Source organism: Nostoc sp. ChiVER01 (genome assembly GCF_034531155.1).
GTDB lineage: Bacteria > Cyanobacteriota > Cyanobacteriia > Cyanobacteriales > Nostocaceae > Nostoc.
Genome location: NZ_JAVRBS010000037.1, coordinates 43,001 through 63,705, shown reverse-complemented (window position 1 = coordinate 63,705; position 20,705 = coordinate 43,001). Strand labels below are relative to the sequence as shown.

28 protein-coding genes are annotated in these 20,705 nt (G+C 40.7%); 8 read left to right on the top strand and 20 right to left on the bottom strand.

Going from position 1 to position 20,705, the window contains the following annotated elements; genetic code table 11:
• Window positions 1-27 precede the first annotated feature (27 nt).
• Window positions 28-477: an orange carotenoid protein N-terminal domain-containing protein gene (locus RMY00_RS31940; protein WP_322651380.1), complete on the top strand. Its 450-nt coding sequence runs from the start codon at window positions 28-30 to the stop codon at window positions 475-477.
• A gap of 200 nt (window positions 478-677) precedes the next feature.
• Here the strand turns inward: RMY00_RS31940 and RMY00_RS31935 are convergent, their stop codons facing one another.
• The 7 genes from RMY00_RS31935 to RMY00_RS31905 all read right to left on the bottom strand — a co-directional run bounded on the left by RMY00_RS31935 (window position 678) and on the right by RMY00_RS31905 (window position 6,112).
• Complete coding sequence (locus tag RMY00_RS31935; RefSeq protein WP_322651379.1) at window positions 678-2,900, bottom strand: FdhF/YdeP family oxidoreductase; 2,223 nt, start codon at window positions 2,898-2,900, stop codon at window positions 678-680.
• 70 nt (window positions 2,901-2,970) lie between these two features.
• Window positions 2,971-4,158, bottom strand: a complete 1,188-nt coding sequence (locus tag RMY00_RS31930; RefSeq protein ID WP_322651378.1) for a tyrosine-type recombinase/integrase — start codon at window positions 4,156-4,158, stop codon at window positions 2,971-2,973.
• Window positions 4,159-4,171: 13 nt separating this feature from the next.
• Window positions 4,172-5,146, bottom strand: coding sequence for a hypothetical protein (locus RMY00_RS31925; RefSeq protein ID WP_322651377.1), 975 nt, complete (start codon window positions 5,144-5,146; stop codon window positions 4,172-4,174).
• 52 nt (window positions 5,147-5,198) lie between these two features.
• The gene (locus RMY00_RS31920) at window positions 5,199-5,390 is read right to left on the bottom strand and encodes a hypothetical protein (RefSeq protein ID WP_322651376.1); all 192 of its coding nucleotides are present in this window, start codon (window positions 5,388-5,390) and stop codon (window positions 5,199-5,201) included.
• A gap of 4 nt (window positions 5,391-5,394) precedes the next feature.
• Window positions 5,395-5,577 carry a hypothetical protein gene (locus RMY00_RS31915; RefSeq protein WP_322651375.1) on the bottom strand — a complete coding sequence of 61 codons (183 nt, stop codon included), beginning with the start codon at window positions 5,575-5,577 and terminating at the stop codon, window positions 5,395-5,397.
• Window positions 5,561-5,857 carry a hypothetical protein gene (locus RMY00_RS31910; RefSeq protein WP_322651374.1) on the bottom strand — a complete coding sequence of 99 codons (297 nt, stop codon included), beginning with the start codon at window positions 5,855-5,857 and terminating at the stop codon, window positions 5,561-5,563. The genes RMY00_RS31915 and RMY00_RS31910 overlap by 17 nt, the downstream gene beginning before the upstream one ends.
• Window positions 5,858-5,881: 24 nt before the next feature.
• Window positions 5,882-6,112, bottom strand: coding sequence for a hypothetical protein (locus RMY00_RS31905; RefSeq protein ID WP_322651373.1), 231 nt, complete (start codon window positions 6,110-6,112; stop codon window positions 5,882-5,884).
• A gap of 328 nt (window positions 6,113-6,440) precedes the next feature.
• Here RMY00_RS31905 and RMY00_RS31900 point away from each other — a divergent pair, with 328 nt between their 5' ends.
• Window positions 6,441-6,833, top strand: a complete 393-nt coding sequence (locus RMY00_RS31900; RefSeq protein ID WP_322651372.1) for a hypothetical protein — start codon at window positions 6,441-6,443, stop codon at window positions 6,831-6,833.
• 116 nt (window positions 6,834-6,949) lie between these two features.
• Here the strand turns inward: RMY00_RS31900 and RMY00_RS31895 are convergent, their stop codons facing one another.
• Window positions 6,950-7,246, bottom strand: a complete 297-nt coding sequence (locus RMY00_RS31895) for a KGK domain-containing protein (RefSeq protein WP_322651371.1) — start codon at window positions 7,244-7,246, stop codon at window positions 6,950-6,952.
• A gap of 85 nt (window positions 7,247-7,331) precedes the next feature.
• Between RMY00_RS31895 and RMY00_RS31890 the strand changes: the two genes are divergently transcribed.
• The 6 genes from RMY00_RS31890 (at window position 7,332) to RMY00_RS31865 (ending at window position 12,019) form a co-directional block, all read left to right on the top strand.
• Window positions 7,332-7,496, top strand: coding sequence for a hypothetical protein (locus RMY00_RS31890; protein ID WP_322651370.1), 165 nt, complete (start codon window positions 7,332-7,334; stop codon window positions 7,494-7,496).
• A complete protein-coding gene (locus RMY00_RS31885) occupies window positions 7,493-7,816 on the top strand; it encodes a hypothetical protein (RefSeq protein WP_322651369.1) in 324 nt (107 codons plus the stop codon). Before RMY00_RS31890 ends, RMY00_RS31885 begins: the two co-directional genes overlap by 4 nt.
• Complete coding sequence (locus RMY00_RS31880; protein ID WP_322651368.1) at window positions 7,803-8,051, top strand: hypothetical protein; 249 nt, start codon at window positions 7,803-7,805, stop codon at window positions 8,049-8,051. The genes RMY00_RS31885 and RMY00_RS31880 overlap by 14 nt, the downstream gene beginning before the upstream one ends.
• Before the next feature lie 10 nt (window positions 8,052-8,061).
• Window positions 8,062-8,430, top strand: coding sequence for a hypothetical protein (locus RMY00_RS31875; RefSeq protein ID WP_322651367.1), 369 nt, complete (start codon window positions 8,062-8,064; stop codon window positions 8,428-8,430).
• A gap of 21 nt (window positions 8,431-8,451) precedes the next feature.
• Complete coding sequence (locus RMY00_RS31870) at window positions 8,452-8,724, top strand: hypothetical protein (RefSeq protein WP_322651366.1); 273 nt, start codon at window positions 8,452-8,454, stop codon at window positions 8,722-8,724.
• 166 nt (window positions 8,725-8,890) lie between these two features.
• Window positions 8,891-12,019 carry a VapE domain-containing protein gene (locus RMY00_RS31865; protein ID WP_322651365.1) on the top strand — a complete coding sequence of 1,043 codons (3,129 nt, stop codon included), beginning with the start codon at window positions 8,891-8,893 and terminating at the stop codon, window positions 12,017-12,019.
• A gap of 40 nt (window positions 12,020-12,059) precedes the next feature.
• Here the strand turns inward: RMY00_RS31865 and RMY00_RS31860 are convergent, their stop codons facing one another.
• From RMY00_RS31860 to RMY00_RS31805, 12 genes are all read right to left on the bottom strand, one after another.
• Window positions 12,060-12,410 carry a hypothetical protein gene (locus tag RMY00_RS31860; protein ID WP_322651364.1) on the bottom strand — a complete coding sequence of 117 codons (351 nt, stop codon included), beginning with the start codon at window positions 12,408-12,410 and terminating at the stop codon, window positions 12,060-12,062.
• A gap of 87 nt (window positions 12,411-12,497) precedes the next feature.
• Window positions 12,498-12,779: a hypothetical protein gene (locus RMY00_RS31855; RefSeq protein WP_322651363.1), complete on the bottom strand. Its 282-nt coding sequence runs from the start codon at window positions 12,777-12,779 to the stop codon at window positions 12,498-12,500.
• Window positions 12,776-13,435 carry a hypothetical protein gene (locus RMY00_RS31850; RefSeq protein WP_322651362.1) on the bottom strand — a complete coding sequence of 220 codons (660 nt, stop codon included), beginning with the start codon at window positions 13,433-13,435 and terminating at the stop codon, window positions 12,776-12,778. Before RMY00_RS31850 ends, RMY00_RS31855 begins: the two co-directional genes overlap by 4 nt.
• On the bottom strand, window positions 13,436-13,885 hold the full coding sequence (locus RMY00_RS31845) for a hypothetical protein (protein WP_322651361.1): 450 nt from the start codon (window positions 13,883-13,885) through the stop codon (window positions 13,436-13,438).
• Window positions 13,886-13,901: 16 nt separating this feature from the next.
• Window positions 13,902-14,159 carry a hypothetical protein gene (locus RMY00_RS31840; protein ID WP_322651360.1) on the bottom strand — a complete coding sequence of 86 codons (258 nt, stop codon included), beginning with the start codon at window positions 14,157-14,159 and terminating at the stop codon, window positions 13,902-13,904.
• Window positions 14,159-14,740, bottom strand: coding sequence for a hypothetical protein (locus RMY00_RS31835; protein WP_322651359.1), 582 nt, complete (start codon window positions 14,738-14,740; stop codon window positions 14,159-14,161). The genes RMY00_RS31840 and RMY00_RS31835 overlap by 1 nt, the downstream gene beginning before the upstream one ends.
• Window positions 14,741-14,880: 140 nt before the next feature.
• Complete coding sequence (locus tag RMY00_RS31830; protein WP_322651358.1) at window positions 14,881-15,729, bottom strand: hypothetical protein; 849 nt, start codon at window positions 15,727-15,729, stop codon at window positions 14,881-14,883.
• The gene (locus RMY00_RS31825) at window positions 15,729-18,419 is read right to left on the bottom strand and encodes a hypothetical protein (protein ID WP_322651357.1); all 2,691 of its coding nucleotides are present in this window, start codon (window positions 18,417-18,419) and stop codon (window positions 15,729-15,731) included. Before RMY00_RS31825 ends, RMY00_RS31830 begins: the two co-directional genes overlap by 1 nt.
• A complete protein-coding gene (locus tag RMY00_RS31820; protein ID WP_322651356.1) occupies window positions 18,420-18,992 on the bottom strand; it encodes a hypothetical protein in 573 nt (190 codons plus the stop codon).
• A 4-nt stretch (window positions 18,993-18,996) separates the two neighbouring features.
• Window positions 18,997-19,797, bottom strand: coding sequence for a hypothetical protein (locus RMY00_RS31815; RefSeq protein ID WP_322651355.1), 801 nt, complete (start codon window positions 19,795-19,797; stop codon window positions 18,997-18,999).
• A complete protein-coding gene (locus RMY00_RS31810) occupies window positions 19,778-20,149 on the bottom strand; it encodes a hypothetical protein (protein WP_322651354.1) in 372 nt (123 codons plus the stop codon). Before RMY00_RS31810 ends, RMY00_RS31815 begins: the two co-directional genes overlap by 20 nt.
• On the bottom strand, window positions 20,150-20,485 hold the full coding sequence (locus RMY00_RS31805) for a hypothetical protein (protein ID WP_322651353.1): 336 nt from the start codon (window positions 20,483-20,485) through the stop codon (window positions 20,150-20,152).
• Window positions 20,486-20,705 lie beyond the last annotated feature (220 nt).

Here is a 20,705-nt window from a genome sequence, read left to right as displayed (position 1 = left end):
ATAACCTTAACTTAGTTGGAGTTTTTTATGACTTATACAGCCGATGAAGCAACAAAACCAGCTTTAGAAACCTTTAAAGGTTTTGATGTAGATACTCAGCTAGCCCTACTTTGGTTCGGTTACTTGGATCTTAAAGAACAGCTAAACCCAGCACCTCCTGAAAGCGTTGAAGCTCCTGCTAAAGCAGTGTTTGACCAAATCCAAGACTTGTCTAAAGAAGAGCAACTGCAAGCACAACGCGACATTATTAATGGTGCAAATAACAATATCACCCAAGGCTATACTGCTCTAAGTCCTAATGGTAAATTAGACGTTTGGTTGCTGCTGGCACAAGGAATGGACAATGGAAGCGTTATCCAAGTACCATCTGACTACCAACTTCCTGGTGAAACAGATGAATTTGTCGCAAAGATCAAAAAGCTAGAGTTTGAGCAGCGCGTTAATTTCATGTTGAGTGTGGTGCAAGCATTCCGTTAATTAAGTCTAAAAAGTCTCAATACTTTCTAGAATTGGGAATAACTGAAAATAGCAAATTAAGCTCAATCTGGCTCTATTTGCTCTACTTTAATAGACGTTAATTTAAAAATACCGCAGAGATGCTTATCTTTGCGGTAGTTTTGATGCAAATTAATGGATATGCTGTTGGAAATGTTAAAGCTGGAAAAATGAGACTTGATTCAGATTTTTTCTAACCGCACGATCGCATTATAATCAGGAACTCCTTCAAGCGATCGCTTACTTTTATCCAGTAGTACATTCCCTTCTGGCCAATGTACTTGCAAGTTTCCTGACTGAATTGGCGCAATGTAGACTTGACACAACAACTCGCCTAAATCATTCTTAAGAAGGACGCGATCGCTATCTTTTAAACCTAACTTTGTTGCATCAGCAGCATTCATTAGCACCGCCTCTCGCACCGCTCCAGTAATTGCATCCTTGCGTTCTTGCACCATACTATTAAATTGTTTGCCTCGGCGGGTTGCTAATAAAAAATAACCCTCTGGTAATTCTCTTTGGCGTGGCAATAATACGCCAAAATGTGCTTTACCATCTGCTGTAGGGAAATTCCAGCCAAAGCACAAATGTGAGCCACCATATTGAAACTGATCGCCAGCTTGCTGTAAATGTTGAATACCAGCATATTGCGGGACAACTTGAGCAATTTCTTGACGGATAGCAGCTGTGTCAGCAAAAGCCAGCTTATCTACCAAATCTGGTTTTACCCGCTTTGCTAATTCTAAAAAAACTTCCCACTCAGGACGCGCTTTCCCAATGCGTGGCCCCGGAATCTCTGGATTGAAAATTACCCGGCGTTCGGTGTTAGTTTCTGTGACTCCCCCTGGTATTTCGTAGCGAGTTGTTGCAGGTAACAGCACCACAGTATCAGCAGGTTCCACCAACATCTGGCTGGAAAGAACAATATCTATATGTACCCGCAGTGGTATTTTCTTCAGCGCCGCTTCCACATAATCTGGTTCTGGCAGTACTTCTAAAAAATTCCCGCCCACAGAAACCAACACATCTATTTCCCCCTGATGTGCGGCGTTAATCATTTCTGGAGCAATTAAACCTTTACTTGCTGGCACATCAAAGCCCCAATGCTGACTCAATTGGGCAGCATTTTCTGGGGTGATAGGTTTACCACCAGGAAATACTGTCGCGTAACATCCCATCTCTGCACCACCCTGCACCCCAGAGTGGCCGCGAATTGGCATTAAACCGCAGCCTTCTCGACCGACAAAACCTTTGGTGAGAGCTAAGTTAATAATACTTCGCACATTATCTTCACCACATTCATGCTGAGTAATGCCCATACTCCAAACAAATACGGCTTTATTTGCTTCTTTGATCATTTTGGCAAAGGCGTACATTTCATCGCGGGATGTTCCAGAAAGCCGCTCTAATTCTTCCCAAGATTGATTTTCTAACGATGCTTTGAGTTGGGCAAAGCCAACTGTATATAAATCTATAAATGACTGGTCTACCCAATTGTTAGCAATTATATGTTTAATAGTGCCATTCAAAAATGCTATATCCCCGCCCATGTTGATTAAGAAGAAGTCTTCGGCAAACTTTGTACCGAAAACGGCACTTTCTACAATTGAGGGAACCCAGTAACGCTCCATTCCTGGTTCGCGGTAAGTATTAATAACTACAATCTTTGTGCCAGCTTTTTTAGCATAATGGAGATACTTGACGGTAACAGGCTGATTGTTAGCAACATTAGAGCCAATAAAGACTAATAAATCAGTTCCAATCCAGTCTTTATAAGAACAAGTGGTAGCCCCTGCACCGAGAGCAGCTTTCAGCCCTGCTGTACTGGGAGAATGGCAAATGCGGGCAGCATTATCAATATTATTGCTTCCCATTGCTCGGACAGCTTTTTGGGTAGCATAATAAGTTTCGTTGACAGTACCGCGACTGGTAACATAGAAACTGAGGCGGTCTGGTGTAGTGGAACGGATGCGATCGCTAATTACTCCTAAAGCTTCATCCCAACTCACACGGCGAAAGCCTTTTTCCCTTCGTTGACGAATCATCGGGTACGGGAGTCTTCCCAAGTCACGTAATTGGACACTTTTTTGCTTTTGTAACTGTGAAACATCTTCCAATATTACAGGGTCAAAAGCTGGCATAGTATTCATCCGCAACAACCGCAACCGGACATTGCAAAGATGGATGCCATCTAAAGTCCAATCCTTCATTCCGGTTGTTCCGAGAGCGCAACCATCGCAGACGCCCTTATCCAGAATATTCCACGCGTAAGGTAGTTTGTTGCGAGATAGCCAGATTGCCCGAAATACCTCCCAGTAGTTATTGGGATACTGTTCGCCAATGCCAAATGGCTTCCAACTTGCCCAGTGCTGGGGTGTCCAATATTTCTTGGGTTTCGGTAACATAAGGCTACTGCAATTAAGACGAACTGCCTCTTTTAGGCTACCGTTTTGAGTAGCATTTGAGTAGTAAAAGTTAAAAATCTGGGCACTTGGCGCTGACGATTTCAGGATGACAGTAGTACTTGAAAACCGTCTCTACGGTGTCGCCGATCCACAGTGCTACTTTATCTGGGCTGATGCCACTGCTAATCGCCCAAGTAGCGAAGGTGTGGCGGGTGGCATAGGGTTTTAGGTAAGGCAACTTGTCAGCATCAGCCAACGATTTAACCACCCCAGGATATTTGTAGATGTTTTCTCTACTACCAGATTTCGACTCATGCCAAAAAGTGAACATCACCCCACTAGTCATAGGGCGGCCTGTTTTACTGAGGAAAACTAAATCAGTTGGTTGTTTTTCTTGGGAACGAATAGCTAAAAGTAGATTTTGTAGTCGGGAACCGCTTTGACAAGGAAAAACTCGTTTCTTCCCATTCTTAGTTCCTTTCAGAATACGGTGTCCGTTACAAGACTTGTTAATGGTTATCTGGCAACAGTCGTCACTGACATCTCCCCAGGACAGGGCGAATGCTTCGCCTGGTCTACAGCCAGTCCAGAACAAAAATCTTACTAGTGAAGAGTAGTAAGCATATAGTGGGTGCTGGTCAAATGCCTCAATGATTAAATCTCTTTGCTCAAGTGTGAAAGCTTTGTAGTCGTCGTTAGTAGATTTATTTTTAGGTTTTTTGATTTTAAGTTTTAAAAATGGATTGTCGCTAATTAGTCCTGAGCTAACTGCCCATTCACAACATCGGTTTAGGTTGTTGAGTAAGTCCCAAGCAATGTAATGGGTTAAGTTTTCTAGCACCCATCCCCGAATTTGGCTGGCATCTTCTAAGCACACTGTCGGCAACCGTCGAATGTAGTTGCTGATTGCCCGATATCCAGTCAAAATAGTTGTCTTTTCTAGCTGATAGGACTGAAACTCTGTATAAAGTTCCCAAAGTTGCTGTAAATCATAATTTGGAGGAGCGATCGCCGTCACTGCCACCGCCGGAATTTTCCCGGCTGCTCTAAAGCGATAGCTTTCTAGTGTGGAGTCAAATCGCTCCAGGGCGATATCGTTGGCGATCGCATCTCGCTTTGATCGCACTATCTCCCGGTTGCGTTTTGTGTCATTGAGTCCGGTTGACAGACAAAATTGTTTAGTAAATCCGCGAACACGGAAGCGAATTAGCAACTTCTTTGTTCGCGGATCAGTATTAATCCACTGGTCATCAAGCATTAGTTTTTAAAAACTATTCAAATGAGCCGGTTACAAAAGTTGGTTTAATCCAATTCCATCGCCTGTGGAGCCGTCCTTTACCGATAGCAGCCCGTCGCCAATGGCCGCGCCTCCAGTGGGGAACAGGGGAAGCATGGGAGGTATTCTCTCTGATATGCCTCGCTTGCCGCTTCTCGCCCTCACGCAGCCATCGAGGGTAAAGACATTTCTCTTTAGGCTCCTTTAGTGGAGTAAAGCCAGTGCTATTAATAGTTTCCTTAAAGGTTACATTGTCAGTTTCTAACTTTTCAAAAGTCAAAAACATTAAGCACTGCATAGTCAAAGACCGTAGCTCTTGTACAAAATTGTCATCATTCTTCCCAACTGGGGCTTTGCCATAAGATATTTTTGCCTGTTTAAGTTTGCCCTCAGCTTCATCAATTCCCCATCCACTGAACCAAATAGTCCCTTTTGTGTCCACACATCCAAAGTGCAAAACAGCGTCATCTTCATGGGTCATATAATGCGGGCTTAATCCGTACTTTTCGCCCACAGACCACTCAGGATGACGAACATGTGAACAGTGAATATTCAACCAGTCTACATACCCTCCATCTGGTGAAACTACTGTTTTACTTGGCAAGAGAAGCATCATGGAGTGCAGGGGAATTTGAGAAACTAAATCTTTAAAAATTAGATTTTCGTCTCCAATATCTGTTTGCTGAAACTGTTCGAGCAATTGGTTGTCTAGACAATATATGGGCGCATCCTTGACAACCCATAAAGCTATGCGGTGCGCGGTAAATCTTTGAGCTAGGTCAAGGCTACTATGATTAAATAATGGCGCATTAACGCTAATTAAGGCTGCTAATTCTCGCCATTGTATATAGTTTTTCGGAATCTTGTAATTTTTTCTGTGAAGAATTTTGTATAATTCATTTCCCCCAGTTTTTATAAATACTTTAATTAGCAAGTCTCTGCTGTCAGCAAGAACAGTAATGTCTTCCATACTTATCTTTCCTCTGTCCGATCGCGCTCAAGAAAGCGCGATCAGTTAGTTATTAAAAACCTTCGGGGAGATCATCTTGTTCGGTTACAGGCGGAAACAACTGATTACGAACAAACAGTTTTAAATTTTCAGCGACATCTTCAGGTAAATCTTCGTCTTCAAGAGTTGCTGTCAACTCCATTGCTTCCGTGTTATAGTTCCCAAGGTTTTTGACTCTTCTGTAAGTGATAGTTTCAATTTTCATGGGTTTATCTCAAACTCACCTGTGGCTGTTCAAATAAAACGGTGAAACTGCGATCGCTAAGTAAACGGTTTAAGGCTTGACCATGACTTTCAGCGTCACCTCGGCGGCGATAGCGGGCTACTTCCTGATTCTCACTGCCAACAGTCATCAAAACTACCCACGGTCTATATTCATTGTCTGGTTTCATTTTGATACCTCACACCGTTGATTAGACATTCGAGTAGTCCTTCTCTGTCTGAAATCGCTAGCTGACCTTTGATTGCCAGCATTAGGCTGAACAAATCGCCACTATGTAGCTGCTCAGTAGAAGCAAGGCAGGACAAGTCAGCAGCGATCAATGTGATGAGACACAATTTATCGGCTCTATTCAAGCCTTGGAGTTGTGCGCCGTAAATATCCTGAATCTCTGCTAGCAAGCCAGTATCACCGGGAGTATATCCGGTGTAGTATCCAACGGGATGTGTCACAATTAAGTTTCCTGTGCGAATAGGTTATCCAGCGCTTGTTGTCCTCCAGGCGCTGTTTGTTTTAAGTTGGCTGTTCTGAATGTGGTTACTAGTACGGGTGAACTGTTGCACTGCATGAAGTGCATCAAGGAGACTGAGGTCAGGATTGTACAGCCCAGTTCTCACCATGTCTGCATAGACCGGCGATTGTAAAACGCGCTGTAAGGTAGACTCCAGTAGTTGCAAGTCTTTGGTGATATCAGCGTATTTGTTCATTGTTAGGTTTAAGGAACCATCAGCAGTGACCCCACTGCTGACAGATGGAGATAATTAAACGTGCTTGAGTGTGTTTTTTCGTCTAGGGTTGCCTCCAGGTAAAGGGTAAATTTGGCATCAGGTACAGGGTGTTTCCGCGCCGCAGCGCGGGTGCTTGCTCCGTAGTTACTGGTGTGTCCTGCAAAGGGTGAGGCAGGAGGGAGCGCAATGTTGGTAAAAAAAGTTTTTCATACCGTAAACTAATGATATATTAAACATACCGGAAACAACTAGTCAATAGTTTTCGGTATGAATTTGAATTTGAGGTATGTAAAATAGGGTTACAGTTGTGAAAGTAAAACAAAATGGCTCGACCACGGAAGTTAGCGGAAGACGCGAAGAATGTGTCTCTGAACCTCAGCGAGAAAGATTGGGACTTGTTTCTAGTGAAGGCCAAATCAATGGGACTGAGCAGATCAGAATTGGTAGCCAAGATAGGCCGGGGGGAAATACCACTAGGAGAGGGGAACAAAGAGACCTTACTACTGGGAAAATCTTAAAGCGTCTCAAGTTCATCCAGGATGAATACCTCTCATACGTGCGGGGACATCAGCAACGCTTAGAGACGCGATTAGATGAAAGCAAAGAAAGAGAAGCTGTTTTTCTTCAGGCGATTCAAGAGCTTGAACAAGAAGTTTACAACTTAGTGTCTGAGCCTACTGAGGAAATATCAGAAGAATAAAGCCGTTCTACCTATTTGTGGGCAGGACGGCTTTATTCATGGATATGTCGCCTACTACTCTACCAGCAGGCGACGCATCTGTGACTATTCGGGATTGAGTTGCGATCGGCTAAACATTATGAATTGTTTCTCAAATCATCTAAGGGAGAGGTCGAAATATTAGGAGTAAATTCAAGGCAAATTTTAACTTTCCCTTTCTGCCAACCACCGCCTTTAGCTTGCAGAACCTTACACTCTACCCCTTGTGTTACCCAGTTTTTAACCGTATCAGCTTCTTGTCTGCTGTAGTTGCACAGAGCTTCATTTATTGCCGCCATTAATTCCTCTAGTGTCGATGTTGAAGCCTCGGCAAAGTTAGCCTCCTGAGCCATAGATACAACATCTTCGTCGTTCAAGATGATTTCATTATTCATTTCGATTTTCTCTTTCACTAACAACAAAGCAGGGACAAGCTGCAACTTAGCCCTGCTTTTCCTAGAATTCCCGGAGTAGATACTAATGCGATCGCACTTAAAGCAACCTGTGAAGCCATTTATCAGCAATGATTTGACTTATTTCACCTCTCGTTTTGGCAACCTGTGGCTGTGTAGTGAATTAAACCTATACCTACTGAGTAAGTGCGATCGCATTTATCCCCATTCCCCAATACCCAAAGCCCAATGACGAATAACCCCTGGCGGATAGAGATGATCAACTTAATCGGCGATGAAGTCGAGAGGTTACAGAGACAATCCGACTGTACCCTCAAATACAGAGATTATCTTGAAAAAAATTATGGAACAAGGGAATACAGCACTCTGGATAAAGCCCAACTCAAAAAATTTTGGAAGCATCTCAAATCTCTAACTGTGGAGAAACTAAGCCGTGAGCCAAATGAACAGATTTGGCTGAAGCCTCACCGAATTAAGAAAGCTGATCGTGAATCTCCAGTACGCCGCTCCATGTTCCCTTGCCAAAACTTAATAACTAATGACCATGAGTGAAGACTTGTTAATTGACCTTTGTGAACCCTACCTACTAGACCTAATCGGTCTTCTAGCCGAAAGCATAAGACGACTGGAAGACAACGTTTATGAAATAGCAAAAGATAGTGGCTATGACATCCCCGATACCGTCCTCTCCCGAATAAGTTCGCTGGATTATTTACAAAAAGCCCAAGTTTTGGCGATCGCCGCCAATCATGTCAAGGCGATCGCCGAACGCGAGGGAGAATTGTGAGCAGCGCCCAATGAAACAAACCCAGAAATACTCTAAAGCCTGCCAAATACTAACTTTCCCGCACAAAACGCAGGACGAACTGTACACGGAACTAAATCGGCTTGGGTGGTACTGGAATTCTCAGAAAAAAGAGTGGGCGCGAGATGACACCCCAGCCAAACAGGCAACTCAGCTAATTAGAGTTAGAGTCTGGGCGGCAACCAACAAAGTAGAACAAGCTGCTGAATTATTCCTAGAAAATGCTGAAGAGAACGGCTTGCGATTGATTGAAAAATCCCCCCCTTACGTGAATCGTCCGCCCAACCAAAACGACAGCAGAATTTATCTGACATTTGAAGATGTTAGTGATAACTCCCAACTCCCCACTAATGACCAATGACTAATAAACAATTAGGTGAATATGAATAGAGAAGAAATAAGGGCTGCGATCGTAGTCTTGCCAGAGCAGATTTTATTTGCCTCCCCAGAACTAAACCATGTTAGTGAAATTATTGCTTTTCAAACAAATCAGTTAGTAGACTTCGTACAAACTATTGACCCACAATTAACTCGTGTGGAGGCAACATTTCTAGCTGCCGCATTGATACGGGGACTCCCAGCACACTTTAACGACAACCTAGAACTACTTGCAGGAGTCAAGGAATTTGCAGAGGAAATCAAGAACGCACGATAATGATAGAAGCTAACTGCGGTTATTTTGCTTGATACTAACAGGCAAAAAAAATAGCGGTTTAGGGTTCCGCTACTCATCATTAATCGACTCACTTAACCAGGATTATTAAAGGTGGAAAATGAATCAATCTAATAATAATTGTAGCATTCTCAATGAGAGTAGAACAATGATTTTATCTACTCTTCATGTTGATAAAATTGCTAGTTGTCACCGTACAGAATGGCTTAATAGCTCAGTTTCCGATACAATTATAAATCTGAATGTCAGGACAATTACAGACTCTAGAGAATTAGATAAAATCCTTAACAGGAACAATACAAAACGTTGGCAGCACTCCGATGCACTAGTCCCCGCGTGGTGTGTTAGTGGAGTAGATCCATTAACAGATGAACACACACTACAAGGAGTTCAGGTAAAACCAGATACCCCACCAATAGGAAAAGATGGACGTATTCAAAAATATTTAGGAGCGAAAGAATTTGAAGCGTCTCCACTATTTTTAGATACAGGAATACGTGGTTACTGGAAATCAGTTATAGACGACATCTTGAAGGGAATAATCGTTACTGAAGGGGCAAAAAAGGCAGGATCAGGGTTATCAATCGGACTACCAACGATTAGTATTCCTGGTGTTTCTACGTGTAGAAAAAAAGGTAGACTGCATCAACTTCTGGAAATATTTGCAGTACTAGGAAGAACATTCTACCTATGCTTCGACAACGACGTTTTAACAAAGCCACCTGTACAGAAAGCTTTAGTTGGGCTTGCCAAAGAGTTATCAGCTAAAGGCAGCAAAGTAATGGTTGTTAAGCTGCCAGAGGGCAACGCTAAAGGTATGGACGATTTCATCGCCTTGCACGGGGGTGAAGCCTTCAAAAAATTGGTAGAGGAGTCACTCACTTTTGAAGAGTGGAAAGAGGAAATAGATGCTCAGGCGGATGAATCTCCCAACAAACCCAAAAAATCAAGACTCGCTCGAAACTTTGATTTAATTAATCAATACTGGGGAGATTCCCTTAAATACAATACCCTCAAAAAAAGGGTTGAGCTACAAGGAACAGAACTTCCAGCCGATGATGTGCGGTTAATTGTTGCGCGGGAATTTGACGTTGACATGACTGCTACAGACGCTCATACAGTTGTTCGCTCAATAGCAAGAGCTGATTCTTACTCTCCTGTGGTGGACTACTTAAATGAAGTAGAGTCCAAGTTTCCAGAAATTGACCCAACATTTTTAGACGGATTAGCTCAGGACTACTTTTCTACTAGCGACCCAATGCACAGTGTTTACTTCAAGAAGTTTCTGGTGTCAGCTGTAGCTCGTGCCAGAAAACCTGGTGAGAAAGTCGATAGTGTTTTCATGCTGGCTTCACCTAAGCAGGGTTTATACAAGTCCACATTTTTTAGAATCCTATTCAGCGATGACTGGTTCTCAGACCAGTTGGGGGGAGATTTCAGCGACAAGGACGAAAAAATGAAAATGCATCGTTACTGGTGTCATGAATGGTCAGAGTTTGAAACCGTTTACAAAAAGAAAGATGTTGCTACTCTGAAAAATTTCATTACATCGGTACAAGATGTTTTTCGCGCTCCATACGATCGCGACATGACTTCTTACTACCGCCCTTGTGTGTTTGTTGGCACTACTAACGAGCAAGAGATACTAAATGATCCAACTGGAGACAGAAGATTTTGGATTATCACGGTTGGCAAGAAAATTCCATTGCTACAGGTCATGAGGGATAGAGACAAGATTTGGGCCGCAGCAAACGCACTCTATAAGTCTGGGTTTGAGTGGAAGCTGACAGATGAGGAAGAAGAACGGCGGGAGATTCTTAACCGAGACTACCACAGTGTTGATCCGTGGTTAGAAGTCATAGAAGAATTTATTACTCCTGGACAGAGCTTTGTTTCAACCCAAAACCTTTACAAGCTTTTGGATATTGATCTATCAAAAAGAGATCCTCTGACAGCTCGTCGAGTTTCTAATGTCATGCGTCGATTGGGCTGGATATCAGGACGGGAGAAAATTAATAACCACTGGAAGCGTGGATGGATTCTAGAAAATATTGAAAATAAAATTTGGTCTGACACAGACGATTTCAATGGATCAATGGATCAGCCTTTCTACGAGCGGGTTCTAGCCGATCCATTGAACAGTTTTCAAGATGACTCCAATGGATCAATGGATCAGCCTTTCTACGAGCGGGTTCTAGCCGATCCATTGAATGACTCTTTAACATTTGTAAGGGATCAGCTTTCTGAAAATGTATTAAATACTACACTTAGAAAAGTGATCCCGGAGATCCATTGCGATCCATTGAAATTTATTCCAATGGATCAGCCAGAACCCAGTAATAGCAAGGGTGATCCATTGATCCATTGGAAACCCCAAAATTTAGCAAAAAATAACAGTTCAAAAAGTAGTGAAATTAGTAGTTCATCAACGGAGAATCAGGGGTTACAGGCTGATCCATTAAAAAACACTTTAAAAAGCTTAAGGGATCAACTTCCTAGCAGTGTCTCGGATGCTACATCTGGAGAACTTGCTCCCTTGGAAATATCCGAGCCGACAGAGAATCCATCAAAAGACAAGCACCCCACAGCGCAGAAAATAGATTACCAATTCTGGCTAATTGACCCGACAACCCTTCGCTTTACAATACCTAGCCAGTTCGGTGACATCACTTGTACTGCTGAACCGACTGCTACCATCCTTAATAAGGCGAAAATGAAAGCAGGGTATCTTTGCCGAGTGACTTGGCACTGGACCAATGGTACAAAAGCGGCTGTCGAAGATGTCCCAATTGAAGCTGTAACAGGGAAGAAAGATTTTGAGGCGCTAGCGCAGCGCATTGCTAAGGAATGGGTCAATGAGCAGATCGCCGCCGCGCTACCCCCAGCATTCCAAATATCAGTTGACGGGCCACTAGGTTGTTCAACTGTAGATATAACGCCGTTGAAAGCTAGGACTGATAACAGGGTTCAGTATCGCCTTGCCTATAAATTCGCTGACTACACCATCCACAGGGAAGAAAAACCAGCAGAAGGAAACGCCGGGGCCGAAGCGATCGCTCGTGAGAGAATTACCCTCTGGCAGAATGAGGCGATCGCCAAAAGTCAATTTAAACGAGGTGATTTAGTGGAAATTATGAGCGATCGTAAGCTCAAAGGGCAGTTTGTTGTAGATATCGTTGACTCTAACGGAGTTTTGGTCAGTCAACCAAAGCTAAAAAATGGATTTTCTAAGCCTATTGGAACTTTTCAGCCAGATCAACTTAGAAAGCTTGATTAATAAGGTGTACAGCCCACAAGTGACGAAATGGAGATTTTGACTAGTGACGGTTACGCTCTTTTTCTATGTCCCAAATTGCTTTACCTATATACCATCGGTCTGGTTTGCCGGGGTACTTTTGGCGTAATTGTTTAATTAACTTTTCAGCAGATGCTATATCGAAATTGACTCTAATTAAAAGCTGATGCCATAATCCAGCGTAACCAGGGCTAACATGGGCTAGGCGTGTAACCTGCGAATGAGTTTTATGTCTTTGTAATTTTTGGTATACATTCCGTAACTTTTCTAGCCTAGTTTGCCCTGCTTGCTTATTTGTTTGGATTGATTTTATAGCTAAAGCTAGCATACCTATCATTAAGGCTAGCCAAGCAGTTAAAATAAAGACTTGCATAATTGAGTTTTGGTAGACTCAATCTAATATGCATCGAAAACCTTGATATCGAATCAGGGTTTTCTCTAATTCTTCTAATTATTCTAATTATCGCTCATGCTCTTTTCCAATGATACCCTTACCAATCAAGTAAGCTTTAATTTCTAGTAAATCTCGGTCAGTTCGATCAAAACGCTCATCAATCTCCCTAAATCCAAAAGCAATATTGTCTGTTATTTGTTTTTGATTATTTTTTAAATGGTTAAAATCACGTTCCGCCGCATATTTTCGTTTAATAGAATTTGCGAAAAAAACTATTCCCCAGGTTACATGACCTCCTAGTGCAAGAATAAAAGTGATAATTACTAATGGGTCATTAGGAAGTTTCATAAATACATATATTCAGTCGCTTTAACTTTGGCTGTAGATAAAGTACCAGAGCAAATCCCAACAACAGCATTTTGACTAAAATTGGTATCAAGAAATTTCTCATTAGCAGCTAAAGTAAAATCATAATTAATCGCAGAAACAGTTACGCTAGCATCAGTAAGATTTGCTCCGATTGGGGCAAACTTAAAGTATACCGTAGAAGCGCCTGTGTTAGTAATTAGATAAGAACGTCTACTACCGTCAGTTTTTTCCGGGATAATTGTAGATTTTTGAGTGCTGCTGACGCTGATATCAGCATCGGGTTGAGCATTAGTAAATGGGCTTTTATTATTAGAATAAAAAAACATAACTTGATAAACCTCTATATTGATTGACCATTCAACATCTGTATTATCTAGGCGAATAAATCCTAGCCCATCCGCAATAACATCTTTCGGGAAATAAAATACTTCAGATTCATTTTGTCTATAGCTAAGGCGCTGAGGATTATAAATGCTAATTGGAGTACTATCAAAAGCTTTAGCGATAACAGCTTTTAAATACTTGCCATCATATTGAGTACTTAAAGAATGCCTAACTCGAAAAATCTCGCCAACAGAAGGTACTATCAGCCAACTATTGATTAACTTAAAAGTACCTAATGAAACCCAACTCATTTATCCAGCGCCATAGTTAGAAATATCATCAATTTTTTGTTCAAGAATTGTACGGCTATCTCCCTCATATTGGTAGATAGCTAAATTACAAGAAATAAACCATGAAGGAACATTAATCTGTACCTGATAATTGTTTGATAAATTATCAGAAACTGCTAGATTAAACCGACCTAAAAACAATGGTTTTGGATCTTCAATGTAGATTTCTCCCAATGATGAGCTTGCAAAGCGGGAAAGTCTTCCAGCATATATCCATTGTTTACCAGAAGGAATTGTTGTATTTACACCAATTCCTAATACTGGTTTATCTAAAATTACGTTAGGACGAATTGGTGTAATCTTGGCGTAATAGCTCTTATTGCTAATGGTTGCTAGTACTACAGCAGGGATAGATACTGAATACATCAATTGCCAGTTAGATGCAGTAGATAAATCCAGATTTCTAGTCATTGCAGGCAATCAAAAATTATCTGATCACAAAATCAACATGATCAGCAAATTCATCTAAAATTTCAAACGGCTCAGGAATACCATAAAACTCCAGTTTGTCGAGATATTCAACAATTTCAATTTTCCCAGTTAACCAATCTCTACCCGCTTGATTAATGGCAAGCATTCCCTGAAATTCTGATTCAGAACAGTTACCATCAACATCAACAGATAATAGGTCTAACGGATCATCTGGAGTCCAAATGATCCCAGTCCGTTCTGCTATCTTGCTCATTAACCCTCTGGAGTGAATCTATATCGGTTTTTACCGTTATTTCCATCAACAAAAGTGGCGAAAGCTGGTATACCCTTGATTCCCAGTACAGCACCATCGTAAGGTTGCCCACCAGTTGATTGACCAAATACACCCGTCACAGAATCTACATCTGGTTTTTTGTACTCTACGCCAGTAATCCGACTAGCTTTTTTTGCAGTTCCAGGCTCAACATTAGTAAGTGTGAGTCTTGCAAACTTGTATTTTTTTGCATCAATCTCAAGTGGCGTGGTTAATGCACCAAATTCAGTCAGAGTAGTGGTATAGGGTGCCAGTAATGTACGCAATATCCCAGCGACTGCACTACCTGGCCCGGTTTGTCCATCTTTGATTAATCGTGCGGGAAGATAAATTTTAGTATTGCCAGCTGTACCAAACGGAGAAACATAGCCTGGTTCTGTTTCTGCCCTGGCCCGCTTAGTTTCATCAGTAACGGCCGCAAACTTTTGCTGACGCTCTAGAGGAGTCGAATCTAACCACGCTTTATATTTGTCATACCGAGCTTTTTGCAGTGGGTAGCGTTGTAAGTCTCTAAATCCCATAATACTAGTAATATTTACTACAGATACCCAAAAATTCTAGTCCTTTAAAATCCTTAGAATTCTGTGCCTAAACCTATTAGGTTTTTATGTTTTTTTATCTTTATTGTTTGCAGCAGTTATTTTGAAATCTGTCTTTAAAATCAAGGATATTTGATTAAAGACTGATTTCTAAGGGTTGTGTCTATCAAAAATACTGGTGGAACTAGATTACCTAAAGATATGTAAGCACTTCTAAATCTAAGGACGGCTACAGGTCTATACCTGCGGTTTTGTACCTGTTTACCCAAAATCGTAACTTTGCCAGCCGTTGCCGTAGTTGTGCTGGCTTTATCCGGGTCATTCAGTAAAACCCTGTCAGAATGAAATGGTATATCAATTACGTTGCAAATTTTCTCGTAAATTTCCACTGCATCAGGTTTGCTGTTAACTAAGATGTAATTTCCTCTGGGAAACCCGTTATCAGGGTCAGTGTAACTTACTGATTTATTTCCACAGGTGTAAGTTATTCCTCTACTACTTGATAAAAAATTAGTTTTAATCTCATTAGCAATTTCTGTCATCTCTGCTTTGGTAATAGCTGGTTTTACGTTTCCAGAAGCACAAGAGAATTTCATCAATCTTACAGATTTTTCATGCTGTATTGGTGATTCTTCAATTGGTGATGCTGATTCATCCTGAGAGAAAACAAAAAATAGTTGTGGATGCCCAGCAACCGGGGGAGCAGTATCAAATTTTGAGCCATAAACAACAGCTAAATTCTTTCTGCTGTAGCCAATCACATTAAAAAATAGATTATGACGCATGTTCATCATTGCGTCGTTATCATTGTCATCAATCCTGCACGCTAATTTTAATGATGCTCTTGGTGATGACAAGTCACCATTACCATCTACATCTCTAAAATATCTATCTACCCGCCGATTGAACTCAGTTTTATAAGTTTGCTGTAAGTGTTCAAACGGATTAAAACCATCTGGTAAGTTTACCATTAATCTTCTCCGTCAAATAAGTCAGCAAAATCAAAGCTAAATGGTTGAGAATCAGTCTTACTCTCTTGTTCTTTAGCTTTTAATTCGTCAGGTTCTGGAGTGGGTATACCCTTATTCTTTTCTTTATCATCTTCTTTTACTGCTTTGACAAATTCTGTTGATGCTGTTGTTAAATCTGTTGTAGCATTAACTATATCCAATGGCGCTTGTGTGACCATTTGGATGGTGCTTGCACCGTTTTGAAGGTTTTCGAGAAAACTAGTAACCCGATTAAACTTAGGTTGGGGATTCATCCAGCCATAGGCATCTTCTAGAATTACTCCACCTTTTTTTAAAGCATTTCCAATTTTACCTGTATAAGCTGCTATTAATTCCGAAGCTTGTAGAATAGTCTGAGACAAGTTCAAAAAGCTATTGAGAACATTAGTAGTCGCTTGATAAATCCGATTAGCTTTTGCCCAAGCTTCTTTTAGTTCAACATAGTTGTCGGCTCCAATCGCTTCCTTGATTAAATTTTCAATAGAGCCACTGATTACAGAGCCAATATCAAAAGCACTTCCATCTTCCTTTTTTAAGCCTATCAATTGAAGAACATTATTAATCGCTCCGATTAAAGTCTGTCCGATATCATTTGAGAGCATCAAAGCATTATGAATGGTTGCAGCAAAAATTAAAATATTTAGCACTCTATCAAGGTGCATCCAATCAGCGAATCTTGATAACTTGCCACCAATGCCACCGGGAAGTTGATCGCCTAATCTTCGTAAGATAGTTTCTTGCCCCTGGAGCAATGCAGCGTTAGCTCCAGTGTTGACTGCATCTAAAATGTTGGCTGCATTAGTGTTGTTATTGTTGGTTATATCGGCTGCATTGTCTTTTAATGCTTTGTTCATGCAGCCGCCTGGTTGAGTGGTTCTGCATGTTCCAGTTGCCGCCGCCGTTTCTATTTGAGGGATAGTTGGAATATCTGGGCGGATTGCAGCAGCTGCACGGGCTGGGATTAATCCGAGCATTCCTACTATTTGATCTAATTTTGGTAAAGCTAAATCATTCACCTTTGCTTGTTCCCTTACCTTTGTATCGATTTGCTTAATATCTGATTGTGTTGTTGTAAGACTTGATTTAATTAATCCCAGATCAGCTTTATTTTGTCGCTGAAATTCTTCAAATCTTTGGTCAGCCGTTAGATTGCTTTGGCGCTGAAAGTCATTAAATTTTGCATCAAATTCTTTTGCTAAATTTGATTGGTCGAGTTTGACAATTCCTAATGCTTTTTCATTTTCTGCTTTGAATTGATTAAATCTTTGCTCAGATGTGAGATTACTTAAACGATTAAAATCAGCCAACTTGCTATCAAATTCTTTTGCAAGATTTGATTGATTAATTCCAACAATTCCTAAAGCTTTATTATTATCTGCGACAAACCGATTAAATTTATCATCTAACTGCTGTTGCAATGGGGCTAAATTCGGTACGCCTTTATTACGCGCCTCATTCATTGCCGCATCAGCTTTAGCATTTACAGAATTAAGATTTTGTGCCAAATTCCCAATTGAATTAACTAACACTGGGATTTGTGCTACTTGCCCCTGAACACTACCAACTACACCAGCTAATTGCCCTACCTGAGATTGCAACGGATTAATAATTGCCCTTGCAGCTGCCACAGCATTAGCGTTGATTGCTGCTGTATCTGTTGGTGTTTGTGGGCGAATTGCATCTACTTTGGCTCGCGTTGATGCTAAATCAGATTGTATTTTTGAAATTGTGGCATTAACAGACTTTTGAAATCCGTCTGATACTCCACTGGTAAACTTTGAAATTTGATTATTAAGCTGTTGAATTTTACTTTCAAAACTTGTTTTTTGGTCGCTTATCTTGCCCTCAAGTATTTTCCTTCCTTCTCGCGTTTCATAAAGAGAATCGTTTGCTTGTTTCTTAACCTCGCTTATCTTGCCCTCAAGTATTTTTCGCCCCTCTCGCGTTTCATAAAGAGAATCGTTTGCTTTTTTTTTACTCTCTAATAAGTCCTTGCCAAAAGTCTCCTGTTGCTTGTTGAGGCGATAATAGTCTTTAGCATTAGTGTCTAACTCTTTCTCGAATTTCTGCACTTTAGCATCGAGCGTTTTTAGCTTTAATCCTGCTTGTACTGCTAGCTGGTTAGTCTTTGTTAAATCGTTGTTAATAGCGTCTAAATTGTCAAAAGTTCTACTACTGACAAACTCATTTAATTTAAGGATTGCAACCGCCCCAATTGCTGCAAGGATGCCCAAGATACCACCAACACGGGAGGCTTTATCTAAAGCCTCACTACCAGGGACGTTTTTAAAAAGTGCAGCTTGTATCTTTTCTGTTAAATCACTTGCTTTTTTGGTAGTGCTAACTACTTTTTTTAATGCCCTCATCCTTTTAGCGGCTTCTCTAGCACCACTCTTTGACATAAATTGAGAAGTTACACGCTTGACCCTTTTAGCTTCTAGTAATAGCTTTCCTGGTTGACCATTTGCATACCTTGAAAGCGCCCTTAAGTCTGTTGGTGGAGGCGCAGGTTTTTTATCACAGCATTCTTTTTGCTTTCTTTCTAACTCTTGGATTTTACGATTTAGATTATCAACGTTATTATTTAAGCGATTGACGGCTGCTATCAAATCGCTGATACCTGAATCAATATCCTTGCAAATTTCTGCCATTTAATATTTAACTGTTGAGGCAATATTTTTTAATTTGGTTCCCGTTTCTTTACAGGGAATACAACAGAAACCTGGATATTTTGGAGTATCACACTGTACATAACCGGGAGGGCATTTGTCTTTAGCACACTTAACTGTAAAAGTTATAGGGCATTGTCCAGAGTCTTTAAAAAGTAGCTTTCCTTCTTTATTTCTTATTCTAATAATGCACTCAGCTACAGCGTAATTAATAGTAAACTCCATGTTCCCAGTATTGTCGCCGTATACGGAATCATATTCGGCTGTCCATCTATTGCCTTCAATCTGGCTAACACCCAAAATATAAGTACAGGGTAGTTCTGTATCAGGTCTACTGCCTATCTGTCTAAAACTCCCTGTACAAGTAATACTAGTAATTGCGCTAGGAGCCGTGTAATTTATCGGAGCATTCCCGGAACTTTTAAGTAATGCTTTGCGGTTGCTGTCAATGGTAATTGTTAGAGGAAAGCTACTTTCTATAATCTGTTGTTTCTTCTTGCCATCACCAGAAATATAATCAACTATTGCCTTTTTATGAGTTGAATTGCAGTACATTTTATTAATCAGTAAATGGCAATGTCGGCGCTTTTACAAAACTGCTTTTAATTCTCAGCCCTGCAATATACGAATTTATGATTGGTGGGACACCTGGGAACAGCCCTACACTGATAGTACTTGGAGAAGAAAGAAATCTAGGAAGAGTTGAAAGTATAGCGGGAAGTTGAAATTTTTCATTTATAGAAAAATACATTACATTCCCTAACTTTATCGCCGATACATGGTTCCATGTGTCAAAGGAAAAGGACGTTAAACTATAACAGGATGCATCGAAACCTTGACTGCTTGAATAAGTTTGAAAATACAACTGTTTTGTAATTCCATTATTGTTATACCCACTCCGATACAAGCCGACTGTAATGGTAACGTTCTCGTTTTGAATATTAACGATTCCCGCATAAGTATTGTTGTTAGCATAAACTGAAGATAGCCACACGTAAAACTCAATTATATAATCAGCAGACAGATTAAAATCTGAATTGGGCTGATAGTTTAGATAACTATTTCCTGGTAGATAAAGACTGCTACCTCCAGGAAACGGGCTTTTATCTGCGCTAATTGAGGGTGAACCAACTACAGTACAGGGATGCGCTTTTAAATCATTAAAGTCTGTTTGGTAGTTAGCTATTAGAACACTTTTAGACTGTAATAGCTGTGAATTGTTATTGCTACTCGCAGCTATTAGATTCTGTTTTTTTATTTTATAAGTTGTTCCCGTTATAGGGTCTTGAGCAATGAAGTAATCCCCTGCATCGGCTGAGGTTCTTTCTGTTGCGAAATCCTTAATCATCGTATTCGCCATCGGGCAACCTCTCGTAATAATGAATTATTATTCCATAGCGAACCTTGTCAGTCTGTCCATTAACAAGATAAACACCCCAGCTAAACCCCTCTAAAAGCTCATAATTATCTCGGTTACTGTAGCTAATGGGATTGTTAAACTCATCAACAATTAAATTCCCGTTTTCATCAATAAAACTACCCTGAAATACGGTTAAAACTTGCAAAGCAAGAGCAACTATCAATTGCTGGGCGCGATTGTTTGCTGTGGGTGTTAGCCCTGTTAGGGCTAAATCTTCTTTTTTTATTACTAACTTAGTCGCATCTTGAACTGCGCCTTTTCCAAATAATTGAGCAAGGCTTAATTGTTCCATTTAGTAATTGTCAGGATCAATAGTTTCCGCCCCGGTTAAGATTCGGTCAATCTCAACAGAAATCGTATTCCTCAAGTAAACATTATCATTGCGTGTTGTTATGCTAGGACTAAAGCCAGCAACAACAGCCACGCTTTGATCAATGTTTGTATCTCTTGCCTCGTCTGTTAATACCAGCTTAAATTTAAGCATTATCGCTATTAACAAAGATTCAGCCGTATTATTTGCTGACGGCGTTAGCCCTGTTACGGCTAAATCAGCTTTACTAATTGTTAGTGTGGTCGCATCCTGAGTTGCATTGCTCCCAAAAACAGCCGTCAAACTTGGTTCAGCCATACTATTAGATTAAATTTAGAAACTATTCAAATTTAGGAGAATTATTGAAAACTTGCCAATTGTCGAGAGACAAAAATTAAGTTTTGTCACTTGAGATTTTAGCTCCTTGGTCTGTGAAGTCTGCGATCGCTACGAAAACAAGTAGCATTTTAGCAGTGCGAACGCTTACGAAACACTCTCAAAATCTGGAGTATAAATGCCCAGATGAGTAGCAAATGAG

Excerpts from the sequence above, each read along its gene's own strand:
- RMY00_RS31940 (WP_322651380.1), top strand. The coding sequence starts at position 28 with ATGACTTATACAGCCGATGAAGCAACAAAACCAGCTTTAGAAACCTTT.
- RMY00_RS31935 (WP_322651379.1), bottom strand. The coding sequence starts at position 2,900 with ATGTTACCGAAACCCAAGAAATATTGGACACCCCAGCACTGGGCAAGT.
- RMY00_RS31930 (WP_322651378.1), bottom strand. The coding sequence starts at position 4,158 with ATGCTTGATGACCAGTGGATTAATACTGATCCGCGAACAAAGAAGTTG.
- RMY00_RS31925 (WP_322651377.1), bottom strand. The coding sequence starts at position 5,146 with ATGGAAGACATTACTGTTCTTGCTGACAGCAGAGACTTGCTAATTAAA.
- RMY00_RS31920 (WP_322651376.1), bottom strand. The coding sequence starts at position 5,390 with ATGAAAATTGAAACTATCACTTACAGAAGAGTCAAAAACCTTGGGAAC.
- RMY00_RS31915 (WP_322651375.1), bottom strand. The coding sequence starts at position 5,577 with ATGAAACCAGACAATGAATATAGACCGTGGGTAGTTTTGATGACTGTT.
- RMY00_RS31905 (WP_322651373.1), bottom strand. The coding sequence starts at position 6,112 with ATGAACAAATACGCTGATATCACCAAAGACTTGCAACTACTGGAGTCT.
- RMY00_RS31895 (WP_322651371.1), bottom strand. The coding sequence starts at position 7,246 with ATGAATAATGAAATCATCTTGAACGACGAAGATGTTGTATCTATGGCT.
- RMY00_RS31890 (WP_322651370.1), top strand. The coding sequence starts at position 7,332 with ATGCGATCGCACTTAAAGCAACCTGTGAAGCCATTTATCAGCAATGAT.
- RMY00_RS31885 (WP_322651369.1), top strand. The coding sequence starts at position 7,493 with ATGACGAATAACCCCTGGCGGATAGAGATGATCAACTTAATCGGCGAT.
- RMY00_RS31880 (WP_322651368.1), top strand. The coding sequence starts at position 7,803 with ATGACCATGAGTGAAGACTTGTTAATTGACCTTTGTGAACCCTACCTA.
- RMY00_RS31875 (WP_322651367.1), top strand. The coding sequence starts at position 8,062 with ATGAAACAAACCCAGAAATACTCTAAAGCCTGCCAAATACTAACTTTC.
- RMY00_RS31870 (WP_322651366.1), top strand. The coding sequence starts at position 8,452 with ATGAATAGAGAAGAAATAAGGGCTGCGATCGTAGTCTTGCCAGAGCAG.
- RMY00_RS31865 (WP_322651365.1), top strand. The coding sequence starts at position 8,891 with ATGATTTTATCTACTCTTCATGTTGATAAAATTGCTAGTTGTCACCGT.
- RMY00_RS31860 (WP_322651364.1), bottom strand. The coding sequence starts at position 12,410 with ATGCAAGTCTTTATTTTAACTGCTTGGCTAGCCTTAATGATAGGTATG.
- RMY00_RS31855 (WP_322651363.1), bottom strand. The coding sequence starts at position 12,779 with ATGAAACTTCCTAATGACCCATTAGTAATTATCACTTTTATTCTTGCA.
- RMY00_RS31850 (WP_322651362.1), bottom strand. The coding sequence starts at position 13,435 with ATGAGTTGGGTTTCATTAGGTACTTTTAAGTTAATCAATAGTTGGCTG.
- RMY00_RS31845 (WP_322651361.1), bottom strand. The coding sequence starts at position 13,885 with ATGACTAGAAATCTGGATTTATCTACTGCATCTAACTGGCAATTGATG.
- RMY00_RS31840 (WP_322651360.1), bottom strand. The coding sequence starts at position 14,159 with ATGAGCAAGATAGCAGAACGGACTGGGATCATTTGGACTCCAGATGAT.
- RMY00_RS31835 (WP_322651359.1), bottom strand. The coding sequence starts at position 14,740 with ATGGGATTTAGAGACTTACAACGCTACCCACTGCAAAAAGCTCGGTAT.
- RMY00_RS31830 (WP_322651358.1), bottom strand. The coding sequence starts at position 15,729 with ATGGTAAACTTACCAGATGGTTTTAATCCGTTTGAACACTTACAGCAA.
- RMY00_RS31825 (WP_322651357.1), bottom strand. The coding sequence starts at position 18,419 with ATGGCAGAAATTTGCAAGGATATTGATTCAGGTATCAGCGATTTGATA.
- RMY00_RS31820 (WP_322651356.1), bottom strand. The coding sequence starts at position 18,992 with ATGTACTGCAATTCAACTCATAAAAAGGCAATAGTTGATTATATTTCT.
- RMY00_RS31815 (WP_322651355.1), bottom strand. The coding sequence starts at position 19,797 with ATGGCGAATACGATGATTAAGGATTTCGCAACAGAAAGAACCTCAGCC.
- RMY00_RS31810 (WP_322651354.1), bottom strand. The coding sequence starts at position 20,149 with ATGGAACAATTAAGCCTTGCTCAATTATTTGGAAAAGGCGCAGTTCAA.
- RMY00_RS31805 (WP_322651353.1), bottom strand. The coding sequence starts at position 20,485 with ATGGCTGAACCAAGTTTGACGGCTGTTTTTGGGAGCAATGCAACTCAG.